Origin of the sequence: Nostoc commune NIES-4072, from assembly GCF_003113895.1 — a bacterium.
In the GTDB taxonomy this organism is placed as follows: Bacteria; Cyanobacteriota; Cyanobacteriia; order Cyanobacteriales; family Nostocaceae; genus Nostoc; species Nostoc commune.
The window spans coordinates 6,380,516-6,405,096 of record NZ_BDUD01000001.1; the positions used below are offsets into that span (position 1 = coordinate 6,380,516).

General features: G+C 42.7%; 21 protein-coding genes and 22 tRNA genes. 36 read left to right on the forward strand and 7 right to left on the reverse strand.

The features are described 5' to 3' along the window. Window positions 1-38 precede the first annotated feature (38 nt). From CDC33_RS28400 to petJ, 4 genes are all read left to right on the forward strand, one after another. A complete protein-coding gene (locus CDC33_RS28400) occupies window positions 39-257 on the forward strand; it encodes a hypothetical protein (protein WP_109011776.1) in 219 nt (72 codons plus the stop codon). 137 nt (window positions 258-394) lie between these two features. Beyond that, entirely contained in the window at window positions 395-886 is a 492-nt protein-coding gene (gene psbV / locus CDC33_RS28405) for a photosystem II cytochrome c-550 (RefSeq protein ID WP_109011777.1), read from the forward strand. Between the two features lie 293 nt (window positions 887-1,179). Then, entirely contained in the window at window positions 1,180-1,599 is a 420-nt protein-coding gene (gene petE, locus CDC33_RS28410; RefSeq protein ID WP_109011778.1) for a plastocyanin, read from the forward strand. Window positions 1,600-1,858: 259 nt separating this feature from the next. Then, window positions 1,859-2,203 carry a cytochrome c6 PetJ gene (gene petJ / locus CDC33_RS28415; RefSeq protein ID WP_109011779.1) on the forward strand — a complete coding sequence of 115 codons (345 nt, stop codon included), beginning with the start codon at window positions 1,859-1,861 and terminating at the stop codon, window positions 2,201-2,203. A gap of 174 nt (window positions 2,204-2,377) precedes the next feature. On the opposite strand, the gene CDC33_RS28420 is transcribed toward petJ, so the two are convergent. Next, window positions 2,378-3,982: a hypothetical protein gene (locus tag CDC33_RS28420; RefSeq protein WP_109011780.1), complete on the reverse strand. Its 1,605-nt coding sequence runs from the start codon at window positions 3,980-3,982 to the stop codon at window positions 2,378-2,380. Window positions 3,983-4,605: 623 nt separating this feature from the next. Here CDC33_RS28420 and CDC33_RS28425 point away from each other — a divergent pair. Beyond that, the gene (locus CDC33_RS28425) at window positions 4,606-5,301 is read left to right on the forward strand and encodes an esterase/lipase family protein (protein WP_109011781.1); all 696 of its coding nucleotides are present in this window, start codon (window positions 4,606-4,608) and stop codon (window positions 5,299-5,301) included. A 264-nt stretch (window positions 5,302-5,565) separates the two neighbouring features. Further along, window positions 5,566-6,222: a cytochrome b N-terminal domain-containing protein gene (locus CDC33_RS28430; protein WP_109011782.1), complete on the forward strand. Its 657-nt coding sequence runs from the start codon at window positions 5,566-5,568 to the stop codon at window positions 6,220-6,222. A 96-nt stretch (window positions 6,223-6,318) separates the two neighbouring features. On the opposite strand, the gene CDC33_RS28435 is transcribed toward CDC33_RS28430, so the two are convergent. After that, entirely contained in the window at window positions 6,319-8,238 is a 1,920-nt protein-coding gene (locus tag CDC33_RS28435) for a cation:proton antiporter (protein WP_109011783.1), read from the reverse strand. A gap of 323 nt (window positions 8,239-8,561) precedes the next feature. Here CDC33_RS28435 and CDC33_RS28440 point away from each other — a divergent pair. After that, window positions 8,562-8,634 (forward strand) — tRNA-Glu (locus tag CDC33_RS28440). 97 nt (window positions 8,635-8,731) lie between these two features. Here the strand turns inward: CDC33_RS28440 and CDC33_RS28445 are convergent. The 3 genes from CDC33_RS28445 to CDC33_RS28455 form a co-directional block, all read right to left on the reverse strand. Then, on the reverse strand, window positions 8,732-9,325 hold the full coding sequence (locus CDC33_RS28445; protein WP_109011784.1) for an SRPBCC family protein: 594 nt from the start codon (window positions 9,323-9,325) through the stop codon (window positions 8,732-8,734). A gap of 8 nt (window positions 9,326-9,333) precedes the next feature. Next, window positions 9,334-11,358: a sensor histidine kinase gene (locus CDC33_RS28450; protein WP_109012742.1), complete on the reverse strand. Its 2,025-nt coding sequence runs from the start codon at window positions 11,356-11,358 to the stop codon at window positions 9,334-9,336. A 621-nt stretch (window positions 11,359-11,979) separates the two neighbouring features. Continuing rightward, on the reverse strand, window positions 11,980-12,315 hold the full coding sequence (locus tag CDC33_RS28455; protein WP_109011785.1) for a ribbon-helix-helix domain-containing protein: 336 nt from the start codon (window positions 12,313-12,315) through the stop codon (window positions 11,980-11,982). A 71-nt stretch (window positions 12,316-12,386) separates the two neighbouring features. Between CDC33_RS28455 and CDC33_RS28460 the strand changes: the two genes are divergently transcribed. The 3 genes from CDC33_RS28460 to CDC33_RS28470 all read left to right on the forward strand — a co-directional run bounded on the left by CDC33_RS28460 (window position 12,387) and on the right by CDC33_RS28470 (window position 13,664). After that, the gene (locus CDC33_RS28460; RefSeq protein WP_109011786.1) at window positions 12,387-12,638 is read left to right on the forward strand and encodes a hypothetical protein; all 252 of its coding nucleotides are present in this window, start codon (window positions 12,387-12,389) and stop codon (window positions 12,636-12,638) included. A 113-nt stretch (window positions 12,639-12,751) separates the two neighbouring features. Beyond that, window positions 12,752-13,258 carry an HNH endonuclease gene (locus tag CDC33_RS28465; RefSeq protein ID WP_109012743.1) on the forward strand — a complete coding sequence of 169 codons (507 nt, stop codon included), beginning with the start codon at window positions 12,752-12,754 and terminating at the stop codon, window positions 13,256-13,258. 16 nt (window positions 13,259-13,274) lie between these two features. After that, window positions 13,275-13,664, forward strand: coding sequence for an alr0857 family protein (locus CDC33_RS28470; protein ID WP_109011787.1), 390 nt, complete (start codon window positions 13,275-13,277; stop codon window positions 13,662-13,664). 76 nt (window positions 13,665-13,740) lie between these two features. On the opposite strand, the gene CDC33_RS28475 is transcribed toward CDC33_RS28470, so the two are convergent. Continuing rightward, the gene (locus CDC33_RS28475; protein WP_109011788.1) at window positions 13,741-14,577 is read right to left on the reverse strand and encodes a polysaccharide deacetylase family protein; all 837 of its coding nucleotides are present in this window, start codon (window positions 14,575-14,577) and stop codon (window positions 13,741-13,743) included. A gap of 194 nt (window positions 14,578-14,771) precedes the next feature. Here CDC33_RS28475 and CDC33_RS28480 point away from each other — a divergent pair, with 194 nt between their 5' ends. From CDC33_RS28480 to CDC33_RS28560, 21 genes are all read left to right on the forward strand, one after another. Continuing rightward, entirely contained in the window at window positions 14,772-14,966 is a 195-nt protein-coding gene (locus CDC33_RS28480) for a hypothetical protein (protein WP_109011789.1), read from the forward strand. Between the two features lie 120 nt (window positions 14,967-15,086). Next, window positions 15,087-15,179: transfer RNA gene (locus CDC33_RS39185), tRNA-Asp, on the forward strand. Window positions 15,180-15,183: 4 nt separating this feature from the next. Beyond that, window positions 15,184-15,260, forward strand: a tRNA-Glu gene (locus CDC33_RS28485). Between the two features lie 3 nt (window positions 15,261-15,263). Beyond that, a tRNA-Cys gene (locus CDC33_RS28490) sits at window positions 15,264-15,336 on the forward strand. An 11-nt stretch (window positions 15,337-15,347) separates the two neighbouring features. Then, window positions 15,348-15,423, forward strand: a tRNA-Met gene (locus tag CDC33_RS28495). Between the two features lie 3 nt (window positions 15,424-15,426). Next, window positions 15,427-15,498: transfer RNA gene (locus CDC33_RS28500), tRNA-Trp, on the forward strand. A 70-nt stretch (window positions 15,499-15,568) separates the two neighbouring features. Next, window positions 15,569-15,639: transfer RNA gene (locus CDC33_RS28505), tRNA-Glu, on the forward strand. Window positions 15,640-15,646: 7 nt separating this feature from the next. Continuing rightward, window positions 15,647-15,748 (forward strand) — tRNA-Tyr (locus tag CDC33_RS39190). A 4-nt stretch (window positions 15,749-15,752) separates the two neighbouring features. After that, window positions 15,753-15,840 (forward strand) — tRNA-Ser (locus CDC33_RS28510). 4 nt (window positions 15,841-15,844) lie between these two features. Beyond that, a tRNA-Arg gene (locus tag CDC33_RS28515) sits at window positions 15,845-15,919 on the forward strand. Between the two features lie 81 nt (window positions 15,920-16,000). Next, window positions 16,001-16,075: transfer RNA gene (locus tag CDC33_RS28520), tRNA-Phe, on the forward strand. 6 nt (window positions 16,076-16,081) lie between these two features. Then, window positions 16,082-16,179: transfer RNA gene (locus tag CDC33_RS39195), tRNA-Asn, on the forward strand. 5 nt (window positions 16,180-16,184) lie between these two features. Next, window positions 16,185-16,257 (forward strand) — tRNA-Gln (locus CDC33_RS28525). A gap of 3 nt (window positions 16,258-16,260) precedes the next feature. Next, window positions 16,261-16,355: transfer RNA gene (locus CDC33_RS39200), tRNA-Gln, on the forward strand. 5 nt (window positions 16,356-16,360) lie between these two features. Next, window positions 16,361-16,437: transfer RNA gene (locus CDC33_RS28530), tRNA-Leu, on the forward strand. Window positions 16,438-16,443: 6 nt separating this feature from the next. After that, a tRNA-Leu gene (locus CDC33_RS28535) sits at window positions 16,444-16,521 on the forward strand. Window position 16,522: 1 nt separating this feature from the next. Continuing rightward, window positions 16,523-16,595: transfer RNA gene (locus tag CDC33_RS28540), tRNA-Pro, on the forward strand. Window positions 16,596-16,598: 3 nt separating this feature from the next. Further along, window positions 16,599-16,671, forward strand: a tRNA-Leu gene (locus tag CDC33_RS28545). A gap of 81 nt (window positions 16,672-16,752) precedes the next feature. Beyond that, a tRNA-Ala gene (locus tag CDC33_RS28550) sits at window positions 16,753-16,826 on the forward strand. A 6-nt stretch (window positions 16,827-16,832) separates the two neighbouring features. Then, window positions 16,833-16,906: transfer RNA gene (locus tag CDC33_RS28555), tRNA-His, on the forward strand. A gap of 266 nt (window positions 16,907-17,172) precedes the next feature. After that, window positions 17,173-17,243 (forward strand) — tRNA-Lys (locus tag CDC33_RS28560). A 101-nt stretch (window positions 17,244-17,344) separates the two neighbouring features. Here CDC33_RS28560 and nagZ read toward each other — a convergent pair. Next, window positions 17,345-18,433 carry a beta-N-acetylhexosaminidase gene (gene nagZ / locus CDC33_RS28565; RefSeq protein WP_109011790.1) on the reverse strand — a complete coding sequence of 363 codons (1,089 nt, stop codon included), beginning with the start codon at window positions 18,431-18,433 and terminating at the stop codon, window positions 17,345-17,347. Window positions 18,434-18,816: 383 nt separating this feature from the next. Between nagZ and CDC33_RS28570 the strand changes: the two genes are divergently transcribed. The 5 genes from CDC33_RS28570 to CDC33_RS28590 all read left to right on the forward strand — a co-directional run bounded on the left by CDC33_RS28570 (window position 18,817) and on the right by CDC33_RS28590 (window position 24,505). After that, window positions 18,817-19,779, forward strand: a complete 963-nt coding sequence (locus CDC33_RS28570) for a phytanoyl-CoA dioxygenase family protein (RefSeq protein WP_109011791.1) — start codon at window positions 18,817-18,819, stop codon at window positions 19,777-19,779. 642 nt (window positions 19,780-20,421) lie between these two features. Further along, the gene (gene pds / locus CDC33_RS28575; RefSeq protein ID WP_109011792.1) at window positions 20,422-21,861 is read left to right on the forward strand and encodes a 15-cis-phytoene desaturase; all 1,440 of its coding nucleotides are present in this window, start codon (window positions 20,422-20,424) and stop codon (window positions 21,859-21,861) included. Next, window positions 21,845-22,777 carry a 15-cis-phytoene synthase CrtB gene (gene crtB / locus CDC33_RS28580; protein WP_109011793.1) on the forward strand — a complete coding sequence of 311 codons (933 nt, stop codon included), beginning with the start codon at window positions 21,845-21,847 and terminating at the stop codon, window positions 22,775-22,777. The genes pds and crtB overlap by 17 nt, the downstream gene beginning before the upstream one ends. A 113-nt stretch (window positions 22,778-22,890) precedes the next feature. Then, window positions 22,891-22,982: transfer RNA gene (locus CDC33_RS28585), tRNA-Ser, on the forward strand. 203 nt (window positions 22,983-23,185) lie between these two features. Further along, window positions 23,186-24,505: an ABC transporter substrate-binding protein gene (locus CDC33_RS28590; RefSeq protein ID WP_109011794.1), complete on the forward strand. Its 1,320-nt coding sequence runs from the start codon at window positions 23,186-23,188 to the stop codon at window positions 24,503-24,505. Window positions 24,506-24,581 lie beyond the last annotated feature (76 nt).

A 24,581-nucleotide genomic window follows, 5' to 3' on the forward strand; every position in this document is an offset into this window, starting at 1 on the left:
ACAGCGACTCAATCTCTATCTATCAGTTAACAAGCATTATGGGTTTTGCAGACCTATCAATCGCAGAGATAGCAGCCGACTACAGCGTTCCTGTAGAAAAAGTGTTTTCTCTGTGCAACCAACTGGGAATTCCTTACAAACACCAAAAGACTCGTTTGGCGTTAGAAGATGCAAAGGCAATTATTTCCCAAATATCGTCTGAAATACGCCCAAAAGGTACTAGCGGCTCGATGGGCGATGATACCGAGGTCATCTGAAGGGTTATCTCGGATGGCTAATCACTGATAACTTGATAACTAATGATAAAAAACAATGAGTCATTAGCAATTAGCAGCTTGGAGATTGAGAATCGCTTTCTTAGCTGTGTTGAGCGTCAAAATCTTTAAGGGGAAACATGTTTAGAAGACTAATTGGCGTTGTTGTGGTTACTGTTTTACTCTCGTTTCAGTTGCTTGTTGGTAGCGCGACAGCAGTGGAACTCGACAAAGCTACCCGGACAGTGCCATTAAATGCTCAGGGTGATACTGTCGTACTTAGCCTTAAACAAGTCAAAGAAGGCAAACGCTTATTTAATTACGCTTGCGCCCAATGTCATGCTGGGGGAGTTACCAAGGTAAACCAGAACATTGGACTCACTCCAGAAGACCTGGCACTGGCAACACCCAACCGTAATAACATTGAAGGCTTGGTGGATTATCTGAAAAATCCCACTACTTACGACGGGGAAGAAGAGATTTCCGAAATCCACCCCAGTATCAAAAGTGCAGATATTTTCACAGAAATGCGAAATCTGACAGATGAAGACTTGGAGGCGATCGCTGGTCATATTCTCTTACAACCCAAAATCGTTGGCACTAAGTGGGGAGGCGGAAAAATCTATTACTAAATCCTGGAATTAGTGCTGAGTTATTGGGGCATAGGGCATAGGGCATAGGGTATAGGGCATAAGGCATTCCCCATTCCCCATTCCCCATTCCCCAATTTTCACAGCAGCACAAAATTATTCATAAGCTTTTTGGGCGATCGCAGTCTAGTATTTATTACTGATTGCACAGCTTTTTGCAATAAATTTCTCCCTATTGTTAAAAAAAAAATGTATCTATGACAGATTGTCATACTTTGGTGTTGATTTTATTTAAAATGAGAAAGGAAAAAAAATTTTTTGTTTAGGAGAGAGCCATGAAATTGATTTCGGCAACCTGGAGACGTCTTAGTTTAGCTGTGTTAACAATCCTTTTAGTTGTTAGCAGCTTTGCTGTTTTTACTCCCAGTGCTTCGGCTGAAACCTACCAGGTGAAATTGGGTAGCGATAAAGGAATGCTGGCATTTGAACCGAAAAAGTTGACAGTTAAACCAGGTGACACAATTGAATGGGTCAACAATAAAGTTCCTCCCCATAATGTTGTGTTTGATGCTGCCAAAAATCCCGCTAAGGATGCCGCTTTAGCAAAATCTCTGTCTCATAAGAATTTGCTGATGAGTGCTGGCCAAAAGGAAACAACCACCTTCCCCGCAGACGCACCTGCTGGTGACTACACCTTCTATTGCGAACCCCATCGTGGTGCTGGCATGGTTGGTACAATCACTGTGCAAGGCTAGAAACATCCTCATTCACACAAGAAAGATGATTTTCTGAGCTTTTATTCTCTGAAATTAGCTCATAGCAACACATCACACTCCTAGAGTGACGCATACAATGGATAAATGGCGGTAACGAGTCTTATCCTACCCTAAGAGGCTAAGTAACCTGTGGCAATAGAGGGGTAAACTCGTTACCGCCAATTTTGATCAAACTTGACTTAATCAGGCATTAATCGCGTTTATACTCTTGCTGGAGGCTTGTTGCGAGGAAATTCTGTTGAGAATACTTTTATTAATTCTACTGTTGGCGATCGCTCTATTCAACTTGATATTCATTAGTCCAGCACTAGCTGCCGAAATATCTAACGGTGCTAAAATTTTCGAGGCTAACTGTGCTTCTTGCCATATAGGTGGCGGTAACATCCTTATTAGCCAGAAAACCTTGAAAAAGGAAGCATTGTTAAAGTACTTAGAAAATTATGATCGCGACTCAATTGAGGCGATTATTCACCAAGTGCAAAATGGTAAAAATGCCATGCCTGCCTTTAAAGGCAAGTTAAGTTCTGAGGAGATTCTAGAGGTAGCTGCTTACGTTTTTCAGAATGCAGAACAAGGCTGGTAAAGAGTGTTCTCAAACCCGCTTCAGTTTTGTTGCTAAGAAAAATCAGCCCATCCCGCACTTTATCACCTGGAATGGGCTGAATAAAAGGCAACTATGCCAATGCTCAGAAAGCATTAACTTTCAAATGGCTGTGCCATCGAGCTTGTATCTTAATCCAAAATAACCATCTGGCGATTATTTTTCTGGACTAAACTTTTGTCTTTTTTCCTTCAATTCACGCAACTGTTCTACTAATTTTCCATCCGACTCAGCAGAGGGTGTAAGCTGACTCTTATTGACTCTTGGCAGCAATAATGATTCGGAAGTAGTAGCCCCCGATGAAGGCGTAAGCTGGTTATTTCTGATTTGCAGTTCCGGGAATGGTTTAGAAGTAACTGCTGGTGAAGTCGTAGATTGATTGCTATTGACTCCCGTTACAGATAATGGTTTAAGAGTACCTGTCGGCAAGGACGCAGGCTGGTTATTTCTGATTCGCAGTTCAGATAATGGTTTTGGAGCAGTGGTTGGTGAGAACTTAAGCTGATTGCCATTAACTTCTGGTGCAGCTAATGGTTTAAGAGTACCTGTCGATGAGGAAGCAGGCTGATTATTTCTGATTTGCAGTTCAGGAAATGGTTTGGGGGTAAGCTGATTGTTAGCCCCAGTGGTGTTGCTAATGTTGTTTTGGAAATTGAGGTTAAATGGATAGGAACTAATCCGTTTATCTCCCTTGGGGGATTGTTTGTTGAAATATTCCCTTGCTTGTGATTTCAATTCCGGAGAAACTAACTTATCTTGAAACTTGATATCTAAGACTTTACCATCAGGATCTACCACTAATACACCCAAAACAGCACCTTCAAGATTCGGCTTTTTCGTAGGTAGCGTTTGGCGGATAACTGGTTTTTGTTCAGCGCCGGGGTATTGTTGCTGGACTTCTTTTCTCAGGTTTGCGTAAGAGTCTAGCTGTGCTATAGCCAGTTGAGTTCCTTTAGCAGATAAATCAGGCGCTTGTGACGCGGTTCCCCTAATTAAAGTTAAGCTATCCCCAGCCCTTGGAGCTTGTTTTAGAGAATTTATCAACGGGTTTTGAGTAATTCTAGACCCACCATTAACCGATTGCGCCATTAGTGGTGTTGTATTTACCTGTGCTGTTGTAATGGGGCTAGTGACAGGTAGATTCGGAGATTGGGCATTTTGCAGAATATCATCAGGTATTTTCTGCGATTGCAATTCTGGTAATCTATTTACAGCCAGAGGCTGAGGTGCTTCGTATTTGCTCTCACTGACATTCACAGGAGAAGCTGATGGAGAGAATTTAGGGGTGGTATTGAATTTGGGGCTGTTATTGAATTTAGAACTATCAAATTTAGAAGCGTCAAATCGCAAATTATTACTAGGAATCATCCGCAAAGACTGCCTTGTAGGCAAGGAGGAAACTCGATAGTTATTTGATGATGCGGGTAGCGGAGGCAGTACTAACTGACTCGATGGCGCTGGCGCTACTGGAGGCAATATTTGGGCGCTAAAGTTGGGAGCAGAAAGTGGCGCTATTGGAGGAAGTTGTTGTAAACCAACTTGGGGTGTGCTTTGCGGCAAACGGCTTTGGTCGGCTTGACTCAATTCCAAAAGTCCAACTGTTTTTGATGATGCTGTATCTTTGGGTTTGCTAGAATCCATAGGCATCAATGGCACAATCATTGCGATCGCACCGTGGATGCCAAGAGAAGCTATAGCTGCTATCCCAATTGGCTGGCTTAATAGTTCTGGTATATTTCTAAACAGGGAGACGTAAGACATAGCTGTTATCGTTCACTCGGCTCAGTTGCAGTTGACTAGCGTTTTTCTCTTTTTGATTATCTTGCAAGATATTGCGAGATATGCATCCTACTAAGGAAATAATAACTTCATATCCTGGCAATAAAAACGCCAAAATTGCCATTTATCCAGGTTTTTAATTGATCAATGACGCTGTATCATGTGTTCCAATTTGAGCTTGCTAAAGAGATATTTTAAAAATTACTACTTTTGATTTCTTTTCTTATTGTTATGACGCACACAATTAAAATTAATATCTCGGATATTTATTAAAGTTTAACTGAAAGTACAAGTTTGAGTAGATAACAACATCTCTTGAAGTTGCTTCGTTTTTTCTCCTGTTTTCCACTCAACTACGCTTCTGTAACAGATGGCACATTTACTTATTATCCAAGACTAGCCCCTATGTAAAAATACTACCACATCGGCAGCCCTTAAATCTGTTGCAAATTGTACAATTTTATTGAAATTCTAGCCCTAAACCCCACTAAAGCTATTTGGGTTTTTATAAAAGCAGTCAGTCGTGCGATCGCAATTCTAACTTTTGACTACTTCTTCGTCAAAAAAGTTTAAACCCTCATCAATCATTGCATCCAAAATTTAAAATGCCTTTACCAACAGTTATTGTACCTGGATATCTAGAAAGCGCGATCGCTTACCGCCAACTAGAACAATCCTTACAAAAGTTAGATTTTCCCACCGTTACAGTACCACTGCGACGGCGTGACTGGCTACCCACTATTGGAGGAAGACCTGTAACGCCAATTCTGCAACAACTTGATCTTACAATCAAGCAGACATTAGAGCAACATAATGCTACTCAAATTAACTTGATTGCTCACTCAGCAGGAGGTTGGATATCCCGCATCTACATGGGAGAAAAGCCTTATTTAGGGCGCGGTAATGTCAAACCATCTCTCTGGGAAGGGCATCCACTGATTGCTACTCTCATCACCTTGGGTACACCCCATATTAGCCAAGAACGCTGGACGCGCTCCAATTTAGATTTTGTCACCAATAACTACCCAGGAGCTTTTTACAAAAACGTTAATTACGTTTGTGTGGCTGGCAAAACTATCTTTGGCCAAAGGCGGCGCGGTAGTTGGTTAGCTTACAGTAGTTACCAATTAACCTGTGGTAAGGGCAACACTTGGGGAGATGGAATCACACCCATTGAAGCTGCTCATCTGGAAGGGGCAGAAAATCTGGTGATTGAAGGTGTGAGGCATTCTCCCAGAAGTCCTGGGATTTGGTATGGTTCAGCAGAACCCTTAAAAACTTGGGTGCAATATTTGATTTAACTGATATTTTGTGCCATTACTAACAATCGCGTAGCAATGAATTACTAGGCTATCGTCTAAAAAAGAGTAGTAAACGGTTCCAGTCTACTTCAGTGGACTTGAGCTATTAGCCTCAGACTTAAGTCTGAGGCGGGCTAGTTAGCTCATCAAGAATCGTTTAATATATCCGATTTTAAAATTTGACTAGTGCAACATTTATTAATATTTCTTCGCTAAAATCATAAGTAGGAATAAATACTTAATTAAGAACAGGAGGGGTGAACTATGCAAAGCACCCAGTTCGACAGGATTTTGCGACGAGTAGCGACGATAATATCGGTCGTAATTCTGACTTTGTGCTTAATTTATATCTCTACGGGAGTAATGCTTTCTTTTTACTATGAACCGACAGCAGGCGGAGCTTATAACTCATTGAAGATGATTAATACACAACTGCCATACGGGTGGTTGTTTTGGAGAGCGCATGATATTGCTGGTAACGCGGTAATTGCGATCGCTCTGATTCAAATTGTGGTGATGTTTTTAGGTCGGCAATTTCGCAAGAGTTGGCTGGCTGCTTGGATTAGTGGGATTTTGTTGACCCTAAGTGCGATCGCACTTAATTGGACAGCGATGATCCTAGATTGGACTCAGGAAGGATACTGGCGTTTTAACATTGAACTAGGAACTATCGAAGCCATTCCTTTTATTGGTGGACAACTCCGCGAAATTCTAACTGGGGGTGGAGCCATCAACACAGTTACTATCCAGCACCTTTACACAATTCACAGTTATCTGATTTCGGTGGCGACCCTAGTTCTTGCCATAGTGCATTTATCTGCTTTACTGTGGCAAGAATGGGAAATATATCAAGAAACACCAACACCAGAAATTGATAATTCGCCAGGATCAAAAGGTGAATTTATTCCTTCCCAAGGATAATAAAAAGTTAAGGGTCAAGGGTCAGCCCCTTTGGGGAAGTCACGCATTTACGCATTCAAAAGTTAGGAACTGTCCCCCGTACTGCTTCTGCTGTCTTTATCCCCCAGGAGTGTCAGTAGTAAAAAGTTGAGATATCTTAGCGAGGGGGACTTCTTCAACTTCCGCTAACTTTTCTAAAGAGAGGCGAGTAGACTGGGTAGCACCAGATAAGCGTTTTAAAAGCTTAGGTCTGGGATCGTGTAACAAGTAGATAATGCGATCGCCAATTTCCCACTCGTATTTTGCTGGCATTACCTGTAAGCGTTCTTTTCGTTCTACAACTAGGGGTATCAACGCCCCAGTTTTAATCATTTCTTGGATACGCTCATTTTGACTAGAAAATTCTGACTCAGTTAGGGTAGTTGTTCCTAACTTGACTCGCCCATCATTCAAATATTCATTCCAAGTTTTAATTGCTAAGTCTGGAATAAAAGCTTGACTAACTTTATTACTAACAGAAGTACTCGCTTGCGGATCGCGGGGGAAAACAGCTAAGACACGCGGCGGATTAAACTCCTCAGATGCTCGTTGAGCTAAAACAAAATTCACCTCGCCATTACTAGTCATAGCCAAAAAAGTACCCATAGAGGCAAGTCCTGCCTCTTCCAAAACAGCAGCATCAAGCCCACTGCTAGCAATCACCCGCAGATTTTGCGCCTCGGCTTCCACAAGACGTTCGGGGTCAGTATCAATCATAACCACGTTTTCTCCCCGTTCTTGAAAGAAGCGGGCAATTAAAAGACTTAAAGGATTACAACCCACAATCACTGCCCCAGTTGCATCTTTGGAGGTGATTTTCAGCCATCTAGCAACCCAGCCAGCTGTTAGCCCTTGGCAGACAACAGTCGTGATAATTGTCAGGAAAACTAAAGCTTTGATGGAATCACCGCCATTAATGCCGCGCTGTGTCAGCGAAATTGCAAAAAAAGAAGCGACAGAGGCAGCAACAATTCCTCTAGGTGCAACCCAGCTTAAAAACACTTTTTGTCGCCAGTTTAAGTCACTGTTCCAGGTACACAAGAGGATATTAATTGGGCGAACGACAAACATTAATGCCAAAACAGTGAATAAACTACCCCAACCCAAAGCCAACACACTGGCAATGGATAAATCAGCAGCTAATAAAATGAACAGCACGGAGACGCTGAGAATTGTCAATTGACTCTTAAAGCTCCTTAACAGACGTTCTTCTGGAACTGAGGAGTTAGCAAAGACTGATCCTGCAACTACTGTTGTCATTACTCCCGATTCACTGCGGATCATTTGCGATAAGGTAAACAGGCTCCAAAGGATCGCCAATACCACTAAGTTTTTTAGCTCGAATGACAGAAAATCAGCGCGTTTGAAAATCAAACTCATCAGATAACCACCAGCACCACCAATTGCCGCACCAACACCCAGGCGTATCACCAAACCGACGATCGCATTAATGGGGTCAGCATCGCCATTTAAAATCGTGTCAAGGACGACGAAGGCGAGGATAGCCCCTACAGGGTCAATTAAAACCCCTTCTCCTTCTAGGAGTGTTGCTACTTGCCGATCTACATTGATTTGTTTGAGCAAAGGGCCAACGACGGTTGGCCCCGTAACCACAACTATGGAAGCATAGAGAAAAGCTATGTTCCAGGGGAATTCACCCAGCCAGTGAGCAGCCATACTCCCACCAAGCAATGTGATCAGCGTTCCTAGAGTGACGAGCAATTGTAAGCTGACTGAAACTCTACCTAACTCTCGCAGATCCAAGTTAAGTCCGCCTTCAAACAAAATGATTGCCGTTGCTAGGGCGACAATAACTTCCAATCCAGTGCCTAGCAAATGGGGATGCAACAGCCCGATGCCATCAGAGCCAAAGAGAATGCCCAACAGCAATAACAAAACGATGCTGGGTATCCGAAAGTATGCAGCCAGCACTTGGGCGCTAATGCCTGCAAGGACGGCGATCGCCATCTGTAGGGTAATTTCAAAAGATGCTTCCATGTTGTAGATTTTGAGCGATTTATTTCAAAATCTTTGATAAAAAACCGTAGATATTAACTTTACACGGTACAACATCATACCCTTTGTCCATTGCTGAATTTAGCTTTTCTATCTGAGCGCCCCTTTAAATCCCTAGCGCCGGACGCTGATAAATTCTGCGGTAAGTCCCAGAAGCATCTAGAGAATTCTTTTGGTGTCTCCATGTCTTTGTATCCTCTTCAAGCTTTTGTCTCCACCCAGTTTAGCCGCCACAAACTTTTTTTGGCAAAAGCTGTTGACAAAGATCAGGAAATTGGTTAACTTATAAAAGGTCTGAGTCCGATGCCCCCATCGTCTAGAGGCCTAGGACACCTCCCTTTCACGGAGGTAACGGGGATTCGAATTCCCCTGGGGGTACTAAAAAACAATGAAAAAGCAAAAGCATTTTTTGCTGTAAATCTACGAAATTAAACTATCATCCAGGTTTTTTCCTGAATGATAGTTTAATTAAGGTTCAATGCTTGGCTAACTCTTCTACACGTTGGTGAATAGCCAGAAGATTTGACCGCAAGTCTTTACTCAGGCGGTTTTCAATGATTCCCACTGGCATAGTCAGTTTAGGCCAAACTTGAATTGTGTAGCAAAGATTAGTTCCTACATACTCACCAAGAGAATAAGGTTCTAAACACCAGCTACCAGAAAAGCCTTTAAAATCTCCCTCCACCATGCGGAAGTTAATTTCTTTGGGGAAGTATTCTTCCAAATCCAGAACTACCCGCGCACTAAAGTTGAAATTTAGTAAGCGTTGGGAGCCTACTTGCTCCAGTCGAATACCACCATTGGGATGGTCGATTAGACGACTCTTGGCAAGGTTGGGGAGAAAGTCAGGCAAGGCTTCATAATCTGTCAGAACCTTCCAGATTTGTTCCACTGGTTGGGGAATTTGGACTTTGGCGGTGATTTGTCGCTGTCGCTCTGCTATTTTCTCAATTTGAACTTCTACATTAGCTGCCACGACTGCATCAACAGTCAAATCCCCTTCGAGGTTAATATCATCACTAAGAGACTGGGAATCAAGGTTCTCTGTTGTGTTCTGTTGTTTAGTCACTTTCAGAATTATGGTTTGCTTTCGTCAGAAAATTGGGGCAGAGTCAGGGTAAAGCAAATTTCGCTCTGTTCAGAATCCGAAATTGGCAGACTTTCAACTGCGATCGCTCCATTCAGATGCTGCACTAAAGACTTGACTAAAGCAAGTCCCAAGCCGGTTCCTGGAGTCCAGCGCCCTTTTCCGCGACGGAACTTGTCAAAGATATAAGTCGCCTCCTCTTGAGAGATGGCATGTCCTGTATTCGTCACCTTCATGATAACTTGATCAATTTGCTGATCAACTTGGTGAGAGGCTTCAAGGTGAACAATGGTATCATGCTGTGAGTATTTACAGGCATTTGTTAACAACTCTTGCAGGATGCGGTCAAAACTCTCCACTTCAGTTTGCAGTTTTAATGATTCTTCTGGTAAATCTACAGAAATCTTTAATCCTTTCTCTGCGAGTTTTTTCTCGAAAGATGCTGCTATATTCTGAATTCTAGTATTTAAATCTATAGATTCTAATTGCGGGGCTTCGTGAGGCGACTCTAGTTTCTGGAGTGTCAACAAGTCATTAATTAAGTTAATTTCTTTTGTACATTCCTGCTCTAGGATATCCATGTATCGAACCTGACGCTCTGGCGCGATTCCTGGCAAACGTAAGTTCCGAATTGACATCAGCATGTTTGTCAAAGGATAGCGCAGGCGATCGCTCATGTTGCTCAAAAATTCATCTTTGAGTTCATTGAGTTGCCGCAGTTGCTCAATATATTGCCGGGTTCTTTCATGCAACTTTGCCTGGAGTTCTAAACTACTCTGTAGTTTCGCCGTCCGCTCATCTACCAAAGTTTGCACTTGGCGCAATGTCTGTGACTGAATTATGGCGTTACTTACTTGAGCACAAACCAGTTCCACAAGATTTAATTCTGCTGCTTGCCAACTGCGAGTAACAGCTTGCTGTAGCACCAAGAATCCTAAGATTTTACCTTGGCTCTCTAATGGCACTAATAAGACCGCAGGAAATTGCTCTATTGCAAATAATCGAGCAGCTAACGAAGTATCATTTTGCTCTGTGTAATTATCAAAGATTACTGGTTTGGCAGAATCTATGAAGGCGCGCTGGCATAAACCACACTCCGATAGCAAGAAAGACCGATCTTCTTCTAAGGTATCTGGTTTAGTAGTGCGAGAAATTTGGGTTTCCTTAGCCCATTCACCAGCCACTCTAGCTTTCGCTTTTGGAATTTGTTTTTTAGCTTGAGTCCTAAATAGTGGGTCTGTATATTTTAGTAATATGAGCAAACCGCGATCTGCCTGTAGAGATTCGGCAGTAGAGGTGATTACTAACTGGAGCATTTGATTAAGCTCCAAGTTGCTACGGCTCAGTACTGTTAGTTGCTTGATCAAGCTTTGATACTGATTGCTCTTTTGCAAATACTGTTGTTGATGAGCAATTAGTTGGGCTTGTGCTACGCGAGAAAAAGCGATCGCGCAAGCCGACTCCACCTGTTTTAGCAGTTGTTTTTCTGATTCACTCCAATCATAAGGTTGGAATTTAATCAGACTAATTACGCCATTATTGTTACCACCAAACCGGGTGGGAATTGCCAAAACTGCTTTTATCGATAGTGGCAAATATTGACACCCAATTACCAGACTGTTCTGAATGATGGAAATATCTTCAATAGTCAATGGTTCAGCAGCACATTGCAGCACTGGCGAGTGCATAAGCAACTGTTCCATCGAAAACATCTCTTCTGGATGTGGTAACCCTAAATACTCATCAGCACACCAATTAGTAGTAATTGCTTCGTCGGATGTCTCCCCCGTTACTGAAACCAAGCAGCAACAATCTACTTGAAAAACAACTCCTAGCAATTTAGCAATATCTTGCAGCATCAAGGCCGTAGCGGGGCTATTGGCAATGATTTGGTTAATCTTTTCTACCAACTTGTGGGTAGGTTCTTCCTGATGCTGCATCAGCTTGATTTGGTAAGGTTGTAGTCGATCTATGTCATCTACATAATGTGGCGGCGACGATAAAGGCTTTTTCATTCTTGGCACGCCCTCAGATAATAACTCCATTGTTTTTGCACCCAACTGGTTGGCATATTCTTCACCGTTAGTTGTGTTGCTCCACCTTGATAATTGAGAATTCTTGTATGAATACTTTCTCTCACCTGTTATAGCCCTTTTCTATGGGAGATGGCCAAGTTCCCGTTATATTAAGCAAATTGCTACATAGGTAGTGAGATACTTAGGATATTCTAAAATGTCCCAGCCTAATTATTTTTGGCTGGTTTATCTTATTTATATCGAGATAATTAACTAACTTTGACTTAGAATATCCTGTCTGTAAGTATACATAAACCGTAATTTCTCTGGAATCTCAGGGAAAATCCCCAAAATATAGCCGTAAAAATACTGAATCTATTTTAAATACTTTGTAAAATTTTGTTGTTCTGTAATTTTAACATTTTTAACAATAAGTTTTATTTCTTAGATAAATAGGACTTACGCAAAAAGCGCTAAAAAGCTTAATTTCTCGAACCGCCAAGACGCCAAGAACGCCAAGAATCGTAGAGTTTGCGTAAGTCCTAATAAAATAAAGCTAACTACTGAATGCAGCCCAATTATTTAGCAAAAATAACTGAGCTGCATTGCCTGAATATAAAACTATCCAGCCAAACTCTCGACACTTAGAGGAACCATATCGCCATTCCTGGTCAGCCCTAACAACATCGGTTCTTGGGGTTGAATTAGTTGACCTGTGAGTACACAGCGTTCTTCTTGCTGAGCTGTGGCAGCGATGCTAGCTCGAATGTCGGTTCGGGAAAATCGAGGCTTCCATTCACCTGATTTTTGCTGGACATAATTCCAAAGGATATCTCGGATCAAAGCTTGATATCCCTGATTGCCAGCTATTTCTTTGAGCTTATCTTTCAGTTCCCGCTCTAGGCGGATGCTAGTAACTTCCATATCGGTGGTTGGGGTGCGAGCGATCGTATGCATCACTATTTCTCCTTGAAGGTATAGACAAGATAGTAATACAAGTGTAGTATGTTTAAAGCGATATTCAATAGGTGAAATTTTCTGTGAAATCCATTTACCCCATCTCTACTTCAATTTTGTGTGCCACCAATTGCCGAACCGGTTGGGAATCGGCTGCTATGGAAGTGGAGTATTTATTTATGGGCGATGGTAGCCGAAATCATGGGCAAATCACAGAGGGTAATTATGATTTTAGACATCTCAGCATTAGTACGCTGATTGCAAAACCAGAACTAGATGAAGAAACGGGGGGGTACAGACAAAGGAATACTGTACCGATATGAGACCAGAAAATTTTCCGGTCAATTCCAACCCCCGCTTCACCGAAAACTTGAAGCGGGGGTTTTTTATAAGGAGTTAAGCTGTGACGATATCTTCAATGCGCGGCGCGAACGCAATGCAAGTGTTAGAGCAATCTGTGGTGGTGTTTTCTCAAAATTACTTGCCACTGTGTCGGATCAATATCAAGCGGGCGATTGTGCTGTTACTAACAGACAAAGCTCAACCGCTAGGTTTTACCACAGAAGCCGGATGGCGAGTTCACTCACCCAGTTTGGTAATTGATGTGCCAAAACACATTCGCTTAACAATTAGTTCTAATGAGCGGATGTGGAAAATTCCGCCAGTGAATCGGCGGGAAGTGTTGCGACGAGATCATCACACTTGCCAATACTGCGGTAGCGGCAAACATCTAACGCTAGATCATGTGATGCCGCGATCAAGAGGCGGTTCTCACACTTGGGATAACGTAGCCACAGCTTGTGAAAGATGTAACTCCCGTAAAGGCGATCGCACCCTGTTTGAGGCTGGTATGCAACTGCGTACCAAGCCAAAAGCACCAATCCACCCCGCGATTTCTTTTGCCGAACAGTTTTGGATAGATATGCAAGGAAGCCTGGAATAACAGGAGAGCATAAGGAATGCTGAAATTAACTTACACAGAAAGCAGCTTTTATTTGGAATGTCTCACTCTGTCGCTAGAAGAATGGGTAGCGCAACGAGTGATTTTAGCCCTGCGAGTTGGGCAAAGTTTATGTATTGAACCCAGTACCGCTTCCTTTTTGCTTCCTGTTGATTTACCAGGAGTAGAAGTGCTTAAGGCTGAGGTAAAAAGGGATGACGGAGAAATTATTGCCCTCTCTACCTGCGATGCCGAATATATGGAAGTCACCCTGCGGGGTTCTTGGCTATTAGATAGTTCTAAGGATGCTGTAGGTGTGTTTTTCACCACTATGAGCGATCGCGCTGAGTTCTTCTTGCACAAACTCTGGCAAGAATCTCAAGGTTGTGCTTCTGTCATGAGCGAATAAACTTTGGATTTTAGATTGAATAATCCAAAATCCAAAATTTAAAATCTAAAATTCGGGGAGTAAAATTTCTCCCCGTTTATTGCGCCATTTTTAACAATTCGGGAATTGTCACAAATCGGTAGCCTTGCTGTTTGAGTCCACTGATGATTTGTGGCAATGCTTGTACAGTTCTTTGGCGATCGCCACCACCGTCATGCATCAAAACAATAGAACCTGGTTTCGCACCTTTTAATACATTATTGACAAATGCTTGCGGTTTGGCGTGAGGATCAGTATCGGCTGAAGTTAGCGACCACATAATTACAGCGTCTTTCTGGCTTTTGGCGTAAGCGGCTAGTCCGTTGTTTAAAAAGCCTCCAGGAGGACGAAACAGAGCAGTTTTCACTCCTGTAGTTTTGTATATCAGATCGGCTGTGCGATCAATTTCACTCTTGGCTGTGGCTTCATCCATTTGTCGATACCAATGATGCCAAGTATGGTTGCCAATGGCGTGTCCCTCAGCTACCTCACGCTTGGCTATGTCAGGATTTGCTTGTAAGGCTTGCCCTACCCAAAAGAATGTCACTTTAACATCATTTTGCTTCAGGATATCTAGCATTTCTAGGGTTGTCTTTGGCCACGGCCCATCATCAATGCTTAGAGCAATAACCTTTTCGTTATTGCTGGGTTGCATCTTATAAACTGTTTTTCCCTGAAATTTAGCTGGGACTGTAAAAGTAGGGTTTTCTACTTTGACTGGCGGTAGTTGGGCATTAATTTGGCTCTTTGCTGGATGAGCTTGAACTTGTCCAATATGGCTTTTGCTTAAAGGCTTGTTCAACCCCAGTTGTGGACTGATACTACAAGCTGTAATCGTAGAGGCGATCGCGACAAAACTAATTATCTGTTGTCGCTTGAGGGAGTTGTTTGTCACGTCAGGCTTTTAAAGATTCACCCAATCATAAGCTGTAGTTTGACCTTTCAGAGGGTTTAGCAAGCTCAAATATAAGTGCAGAAGCTTTTCTAGGCAATTTCAAAAAATTTTCTGAAACCACTTGACACCTCTTGTAGTATTTTGTAGTATAAATGTAGTGAGGCGAAAGACAAAGCTTCTCAAGGGTAAAAGTCATGTTCTACGTACAACTAAAAGACAGGCGTTGGAATAAACCAAAGTCCCCAGTCAATAAAGCTGTTTCTACTTGCAAACCATCGGTAGTAGAAGCAATAAACGAAAAAAGTTTTGAGTTTGCACTTAGCAAAACTAGAGAATACATCCGTAATACACAACAGGCTTGCTACCTAGAGTTTCGGTTGTTTTCCTAACAGTTTCTAACAGTTAAAAGTAATTTTTCTGAACCTTGAAAACTAAATAAGAAATGGGCAAGTTCACCAAACAAATTTGTGCTTAAAAACCTAAAAGTTTAGGCACAGATTCCAAAAAATCGGGGTGTAGCTCAACTGGCTAGAGCGTTCCGTTGTCTGCGGAAATGTTGCGGGTACCCTGCGGGAAGCAAGCTACAAATCCCGTCACCCTGGTTGTAGTCCTGTAGGCGAATAGTTTAAGCTGTCAGCCTCTCAAGCTGAAGATTGCGAGTGCGAATCTCGTCGGGACTCCCAAATGGCTGAGTAGCCAAGCGGTCGAAGGCGTCGGTCTGCAAAACCGATATCGTGAGTTCAAATCTCACCTCAGCCTCTGGTGCTTTCCGCAGTGTAGCTTAATCAGCAAAGCCCCAGGTTCATACCCTGGTATATGCGGGTGCAAATCCCGCCACTGCCACCAAATGCAGGGATGGTGTAACGGTAACACCTCGTGACTCCAAATCCGATGTTCTAGGTTCAAATCCTAGTCCCTGTGTCAGACAATTTTAGATTAAAAAATTTAATCCAAAATCTAAAATCTAAAATCTAAAATCCAGTCAATTATGCCCTCGTGGACGAATGGTTAAGTCAGTGTTCTTTCAAAGCACAGATGCGAGTTCAATTCTCGTCGAGGGAATGATTATGGGTCGGTGGCCGAGTCTGGCTGAAGGCGACAGTCTGTAAAACTGTTCTTTTTTGCACGCAGGTACCCTGCGGGAAGCAAGCTACAAATCCTGCTCGACGCACTATGGAGAGGTGGCTGAGTGGCCTAAAGCGTCCTCCTGCTAAGAGGAAACGGGTAGTTTACCCGTCACAGGTTCAAATCCTGTTCTCTCCGCTTTGAGAGTGTGGTGTAACTGGATAACATCTCAGTCTACGAAACTGAAGACGTGAGGGTTCAAATCCCTCCACTCTCGTTACATGGGAGAGATGATGGAGTGGCTGATTCGAGTTGAATTAAACCAGTCCACTGGGTAAAACCCATCTCTCCTCCTTATCTCCCGGTAGCTCAGTTGGTAGTTAGCGCCTGTTTGAAGAACAGGAGGTCGTCGGTTCGATTCCGACCTGGGGGGCTTCGTTGCCTCATAGCTCAATGGTAGAGCAAGCGGCTGTTAACCGCGCGGTTGTAGGTACCCTTCGGGAACGCTAACGCGAACGAGTCCTACTGAGGCAGCCAATCATTGCCGGGTGGACGAATTGGTAAGTCGCATCGCTCTGAACGATGAGGTTGCAGGTTCAAACCCTGCCCTGGCAATAAAGCCCTGTGGTGTAATTGGCAACATAGCGCCCTTTGAAGGCGAAGATTCCAGGTACCCTTCGGGAAGCAAGCTACGAGTCCTGGCGGGGCTGCCAAACCTGCTCTTGTAGCCCAACTGGAAGAGGCTGCCGTTTCAAAAACGGTATGTTGTGGGTTCAATTCCCACCAAGAGTACCAAAACTTGCTCCTGTAGCCCAATTGGAAGAGGTGGCAGACTTAAAATCTGTTTGATTGTGGGTTCGACTCCCACCAGGAGTACCAACGGGATGTAATTCAGTGGCCAGAAGCCATGCTTTGGGAGCATGGAGTCGCAGGTTCAAATCCTGCCATCCCGATATGCCCTTGTAGCCCAACGGAAGAGGCGCTTCGCTTAGAACGAAGAGGTTGCTGGTTCAAATCCAGCCAGGGGTATTGGTGAATATGCGGGGATAAAGAATTTAATTATTTCTTTTTCTTTAGTACTTTTTATTCTGCTCTTTTCACTTGTTTGATGGGGTCATAGCTCAAATGGCTAGAGCGCCTGCCTTGCAAGCAGGAGGTTATGGGTTCAATTCCCATTGATTCCACTGATGGTGTCTGAAGCCAAAGTGGTCGAGGCGCTGGTTTGTGGAACCAGTCATAGCGGGTTCAAGCCCCGTCAGATACCCTTGAATGGAAGATGCTGCTCAATGGACGGCAACTGGTCTTGAAAACCAGGGTATGGGCAACTGTAGGGGTACCCTACGGGAAGCAAGCTACAATTCCTCCATCTTCCTTTTTTCCACCTGAAGCCGAAAAGCGAGGCGCTGTGCTGATAACACAGAAATAGGAGGGGCAGTACCTCCCTGGTGGATTTATATCTAGTGTTGGCGTTACAAAGGTTGCGATGTAAGTATACGATCGCACTTGCTCATTTCTTATTTAAATTAACTAGGGTGGTTGGCATAACGGCTGTGCAGCGAGCTTTTAACCCGCAGAAATAGGTTCGACTCCTATACCACCCATTAAGTAATTCAAAATTAAAAATTTTAAATTTAAAATTAAGAAATACAATCCTAGCCAACTTTTTGGCAATTGCTAATATGCAACTTGAATACACATTAGGTTATGAATAGGAACTAGCGATCGCTAGTTGAGCATGTTGCAATAATATATCTTTATCCAGAGCATTTACGGGATATTGCGGTGTTACTGCCAGTAGTTTATCAATTCTTTCTTTGGCTGCTTCCACTACTGATTCATCCAAGCTACCCTTACTAAGGGAATCAACGAAATCCTCCGCAATTTGATAAGTTCTTTCAATAGATGATGAATTAATATTACGCGAGACAATAAATAGGTCGCAGCCTGCATGAAATGACTGCCCTACAGTACCAGCTTTAATAAACATATCTGAGATCGCTTTCATATCTAAGTCGTCAGATACAACTACTCCCTCAAAGCCAAGTTCCTTTCTAAGGATGGTTTTGAGAATAGCCTGAGAAAGCGTTGCTGGTACATCAGCATCTATCTTAGGAAATAGAATATGGGCAGTCATGATTAAAGGAATCTGTACTTCGATTAAGGCTTTGAAAGGTATAAGTTCTCGAAGTCGCAGGTCTTCTAAAGTTAAATTCAGTATTGGTAGCTCAATGTGAGAGTCCTTGCTGGTATCTCCATGTCCGGGGAAATGTTTGGCGCATCCCAAAATTCCTGACTCTTGAAGTCCAAGGTAGTACTCACGAGCATCTTTTGCAGCAATTTCGGGAGTGTTACCAAAGGCACGAGATCCAATGACGGGGTTGTGGGGATGGGAAAAAATATCTGCTACAGGTGCCCAGGATAAATTTATTCCTAGTGATTTTAATTCTACTGCTGTGGCTTTTGCTACTTCGCGGGCGTGCGATCGCAGCAACAACGCATGAGGAAACCGCGTAATCGGCAGTGGTGTACGAATCACACGACCTCCTTCATGATCCAAAGTCATAAACATTGAATCACGTTCAGTATATTCTCGTATCTGATTGTTTAAATTTTTGAAGCTTTCTAGCCAAACTTGATATGGAGTGCTATCCAAAAAGTTCTTGGCAAAAAAGATCACCCCAATCGGTCTCAATTCATTGAGGGCGCGTTTATCGTCATCGCTTAACGTCGTGCCAGAAATACCTAGAATCAGGTGATGTCCAAAGCGTTTTAGCTCCTGCGATATTGGCATAATCCTTTACCTATACTTGTGTAGCAAACAACTGGGATGTTCAACCTATGAAGACATAAACCCTGATTCTACACTTTTATCGGGAGTGGGAACTTTTAAGAGGCAGAAGGTAAAGAATTTTTTGTTTGCTTTCCTACTTGTTGAACAATACTTTATGTTCAATACCCTTGAACCTCTCAGTAACTCTTTAAAAAAGACTAACTTATAAAAATAAACAGTAAATATACTCACGGCAAATATTATTCATTATTTCACAATTTAGAGTTAAATTACATGATATTACTTACGTAAGTATAGATTAGTTTTACCGCAAAAGGATTTTTGCGGTACTCCTTTGGAGTCCCTCTGTGAACGCATCCTACCATCTGAATCTCAGGATACTTATGTCTATAAGTTTATTCAACAACTATCTAGATAGAATTTTTTCCAAATTTTATAATATTTGTTATGAAAATTATAAAGGATTGACTAAAAATCCAAGATGGCTTTTAATGCGTAAAATTGCTCGATTTAAAACTGGGCGAACTATAATGATATTTTTGTTAAAATCCTCAAAAAAATTATCTTCATCAGTTGTTAATGAGAGCAATAGTTGTTTCACAGATGTGAATGTGAATGTAGACGACGTTGTTAACACCCTCCAAACTGAAGGATTATATTTGGGAATTAATTTACCCCAAGAGATTGTTAAAGAAATAGTCGAATTTGCTTATTCAACAGTTTGCTATGGGAATCGAAAAACAAATATGGGTTTCTTTTATCATCAAAAGGAACAAGCTCAACTCAAGTCAGGAAAAAATTTTATAATCGGTAGTTATTTTAATACATCTTTGCTTTGCCCTGCTATAAAAAAACTTCAAAATGATCCAAAGTTATTGGCAATAGCTACTAGATATTTAAACGCTCAAGCAGTACATCAAGGGAATATGATGTGGTGGAGTTTTTCAGGAGAAACAACGTATCATCAAAAAAGCCAAGCTGCTCAATTGTTTCATTACGATATAGACGATTATCGGTTTATAAAATTTTTCTTTTATTTGACTGATGTAGATGATCAAAGCGGGCCTCATATCTGTGTTCGTGGTAGTCACAATAAGAAGAAGCTGTCATATCTTTGGCTACGTAAACGAGAGACAGATGAAGAAATCATCGATTATTATGGTTCTGAATCTTTAGTAAAGATTTGTGGCAAAGCTGGTTTTGGATTTGTGGAAGATCCGCTTTGTTTTCATAAAGGAATTACTCCTACTGATAAAGACCGTTTAATATTACAAATAGAATTTGCCCGAACTGACTATGGAATGCAGCACGACTTTCGAGCCTCTTCTCTACTAAAATGTATTTAGGTAACTTATGTGGTAATGAGTTTAGTCTTCAGTTTCCACAATTGTCACCATGATGTAACAGCAAAAATACTTAAGTAAAATATATTTAGTCTTTATTTTTACACCAATTAAATGTTTGCCGAATAAAAGTATCCTGGAAATCAACTGGTAGCCTTTCACTACTGTTCGAGATATAGGATTACTATTTGATTTTTGAACGAAATTAAGTATTGTAGAGTGTGTTAGAACGGAGTTCGTAACGCACTATGAACACGAGTTTGATGCCGTACTCTCCGTGCTAACACATCCTACGTATATTTTCTCCAAATCAAACCGGATTCCTATATCTTCTCAAAACAGATACATAGATTCCCAAAGAAATCAACTCGTTTAATACCACGTTTAAGATTACTTATTTCATTCAAAGGAATTACTTTTGTTTCCCTAAATTTCCTGCATATAAATCTAGATGAAATGTTCGCCAAAACCTATTATCAACAATGGTGTTGGCAATTTTGTTGGGTAGGTGCGCGTAGGTAAAATTCCCTTTGGCAAAAGTTTTTTGGAGGAGCGATCGCACAATAACTGCCAAATGTTACGGTTTGCAACGTATAATGAGAATCGACAAAACCATTAAGAAATATTGAAGGGCATTAGGGTTAAATGCGAGTAGCGATCGCGGGTGCTGGTCTAGCAGGACTTTCCTGCGCAAAATATCTCACGGACGCAGGTCACACTCCCATTGTCTTGGAAAGCCGGGACGTATTGGGTGGTCTTGTTGCGGCGTGGAAAGACTCTGACGGCGACTGGTACGAAACCGGGTTACACGCCTTCTTTGGAGCATATCCGAATATGCTCCAATTGCTCAAGGAGTTGGGCATTGAAGACAGACTCCAGTGGAAAGATCATACGTTGATTTTCAATCAACCAGACAAGCCTGGGACACTCTCACGTTTTGATGTTCCAGATATTCCATCTCCTTTCAACGTGATTGCATCGATTCTTCGCAACAAAGACATGTTGACTTGGGAGCAGAAGATTCGGTTTGCAGTTGGCCTCCTTCCAGCAGTGGTTCGGGGTCAGAAGTATGTTGAAGAGATGGATAAATACAGCTTCTTAGATTGGTTGAAAAGGCAAGGTGTTGACGAGCGGGTAACTAGTGACGTTTTTATTGCCGCATGTAAAGCACTCACCTTTATCAATCCTGATGAAGTATCGGCAACGATTCTGTTAACTGCACTGAATCGCTTTCTGCAAGAACGGTATGGCTCCAAGATTGCATTTTTGGATGGTTCTCCTACAGAACGTCTATGCAGCCCAATCGTAGATTACATCACAGAGCGCGGTGGAGAAGTGCGCTTGAATGCCCCCTTGAAAGAGATTTTGCTCAACGCCGATGGCACGGTAAAAGGATATTTGATTCGAGGCTTAAATGGGGCAGAAGATGAAGTTATCACAGCAGATTCGTATGTATCTGCGATGTCGGTTGACCCTTTAAAGGTCATGTTGCCTAAACCTTGGAAGCTTATGGAGTTTTTCCAGAAGCTAGAAGGCTTGGAAGGAGTACCAGTGATTAACCTGCATCTGTGGTTTGACCGGAAACTTACAGAAATTGATCACTTGCTTTTTTCGCGATCGCCCCTCCTAAGCGTTTATGCTGATATGAGCAATACCTGCCGTGAATACGCCAACCCCAATCGCTCAATGCTGGAATTAGTTCTAGCTCCGGCAAAAGATTGGATTGCCAAATCTGATGAGGAGATTGTGGCTGCAACGCTTGCTGAATTGGAAAAACTTTTCCCCGATCACTTTGGGGGAGACAATCCAGCAACATTGCTGAAATCTCATGTGGTGAAAACGCCGCGTTCAGTTTACAAAGCGACCCCTGGTCGTCAACAGTACCGTCCAGCACAAGTTACGCCCATTGCCAACTTCTATCTCGCTGGAAGTTATACCATGCAACGCTACTTAGGCAGTATGGAAGGTGCCGTACTTTCTGGTAAGCTGACAGCGCAGGCCATTTCTGAGGCTCTCCCGGTAGCAAATTCCTCAAACCTGCAAACGCTCACCCGACCGCCCGCAACGAATGCTGCAACTGCCTGATTCCCCCCCGCGCATGAAAACGCTGGTCTCTGTAGACGAGTCATACAAACTTTGTCGGCATCTCACAGCAAAGTATGCCAAGACTTTTTACCTGGGTACTTTGCTAATGAGTCCGGTAAAGCGTCAATCTATTTGGTCAATTTACGCTTGGTGTCGCCGTACAGATGAATTGGTAGATGGGCCCGCATCTGCTATTACCACGCCAGAAACCCTAGACCTATGGGAACAGCAGCTGGAATCGATTTTTGCGGGACAACCATTAGAAAATTACGATGTCGCTTTAGTTGATACCCTCCAGCGCTTTCCGATGGACATTCAGCCCTTTCGGGATATGATTGCCGGTCAGCGCATGGACTTATATCGCAGTCGTTATGAAACCTTTGAGGATTTATACCTCTACTGTTACCGCGTTGCTGGCACTGTTGGTTTAATGTCAACAGCAGTTATGGGTGTAGATAGCACCATATACACCGCTCCGTGGCAGCAGAACAAACAACCTTATGTTCCCATAGAAGAAGCGATCGCTCTGGGAATTGCCAATCAACTCACCAACATCCTGCGGGATGTGGGAGAAGATGCCAAACGGGGGCGAATCTACATTCCCCTTGAGGACTTGGAAAAATTCAACTACACCGAGCAAGACTTCTTCAAAGGTGTGGTAGATGATCGTTGGCGGGCGCTGATGCGCTTTCAAATTGAACGGGCCCGTCAATTCTATAGCACATCCGACCAGGGAATTACTTATTTAGCATCTGATGCCCGTTGGCCTGTATGGGCAGCATCAATGCTGTATGGTCAGATTTTGGAGGTGATTGAACGCAACGATTATGATGTGTTCAGTCAACGGGCTTACGTTCCCCAGTGGAAAAAGTTACGCACTTTGCCCCTGGCTTGGATGCGATCGCAAGTCCTTTAAATAATTAGTCATTAGTCCTTAAGGTTTTGTAAATAACCAACAACCAATGACCAATGACTAATGACTATTGACTCTCCCAAACAAATCTGATAACATTGATATTCGTGAGTCATGGAGAGGTGGCTGAGTGGTCGAAAGCGGCAGATTGCTAATCTGTTGTACGGCAGGCAACTCCGTACCGAGGGTTCGAATCCCTCCCTCTCCGTTTTCCAGCCTTTGATAGATACCTATGATACACAGAGTAAGTTCTGTGTAGAACAATAATACTAATCTAGTGTAAATATTTCTACTCCGAAAGATGGATGATATGATTTATCTTTTGGAGTCCTGATAAGATACAGCTAATATAAAAATCTAGTTTGAATCTTACTTTTAGGCTCCTAAATATCTGAGGAGTCAAAGTTACTTATGAAAAAGATTAGTGCCGCCTTAACCTTCAGTATAGCTACCCTAGCAATTGGATTCCTAGTTGGGGCTTGTGGTGATAATAGTACCCCCAATGGCACAGCTAACACCGGAAGTACCGCTACCCCAGCAGCAAACTCAACTACTACAAGCAGTGATAAAGGGCTAAAAATTGGTTCCCTGCTACCGACAACAGGCGACTTAGCTTCTGTTGGACAGCAGATGCTAGGTTCTGTTCCTTTACTCGTAGAGACTGTCAACGCTTGCGGTGGGGTGAATGGCGAACCAGTTACCTTGGTACAAGTAGACGACCAAACCGACCCCAGAGCTGGTGCAGCTGGTATGACCAAACTTGCAACTTTAGATAAAGTGGCAGGTGTTGTTGGCTCCTTTGCCAGTAGCGTTTCTAGTGCAGCAGTCTCCATTGCCACACCGAATAAAGTCATGCTAGTTTCCCCTGGTAGTACCAGTCCTGTCTTTACTGAAAAGGCCCAAAAAGGCGACTATAAAGGCTTTTGGGCGCGTACTGCTCCCCCCGATACTTACCAAGCACTAGCTTTAGCGCAACTTGCCAATAAAAAAGGTTTCAAGCGAGTTTCTACAGTTGTGATTAATAACGACTATGGCGTTGGCTTTGAAAAAGCATTTGTGCAAACTTTTGAAAAATTGGGTGGAACTATAGTTAATAAAGATAAGCCTGTTCGCTACGATCCGAAAGCTCAGACATTTGATACAGAAGCGGCGGCTGCTTTTGCTGGTAAACCAGATGCAGTCCTAGCTGTACTGTATGCTGAAACTGGTAGTCTGTTCCTAAAAGCCGCTTATCAGCAAGGTGTCACGAAGGGAGTACAAATTTTGCTGACAGATGGAGTGAAATCACCTACTTTTCCCGAACAAGTTGGCAAAGATGGTGATAAATATATTTTAACTGGAGCGATCGGTACAGTACCTGGTTCCGATGGTAAAGCACTAGAAGCTTTTAACAAGCTATGGAAGGATAAAAAGGGTGGTGCGCCAGGAGAATACGCTCCTCAAGCTTGGGATGCGGCTGCCTTATTGACGTTGGCTGCACAAGCTGCTAAACAAAATACAGGAGTTGGTATAGCTAGCAAAATCCGTGAAGTGGCTGATGGGCCTGGCACAGAAGTTACCGATGTCTGCGAGGGATTGAAGTTACTTAAAGATGGTAAAAAGATTAACTATCAAGGAGCCAGTGGCAATGTAGATGTTGATGCTAACGGCGATGTCGTCGGTGTTTATGATGTTTGGACAGTAGGAGACGATGGCAAAATCAAGGTAATTGACAAAGTTACCCCCAAGTAAAAAGTTAGGAGACGCGATTAATCGCGTCTGTACAGGAGTTATGAGTGAAACATCACTAACTCTTAACTTCTAACTC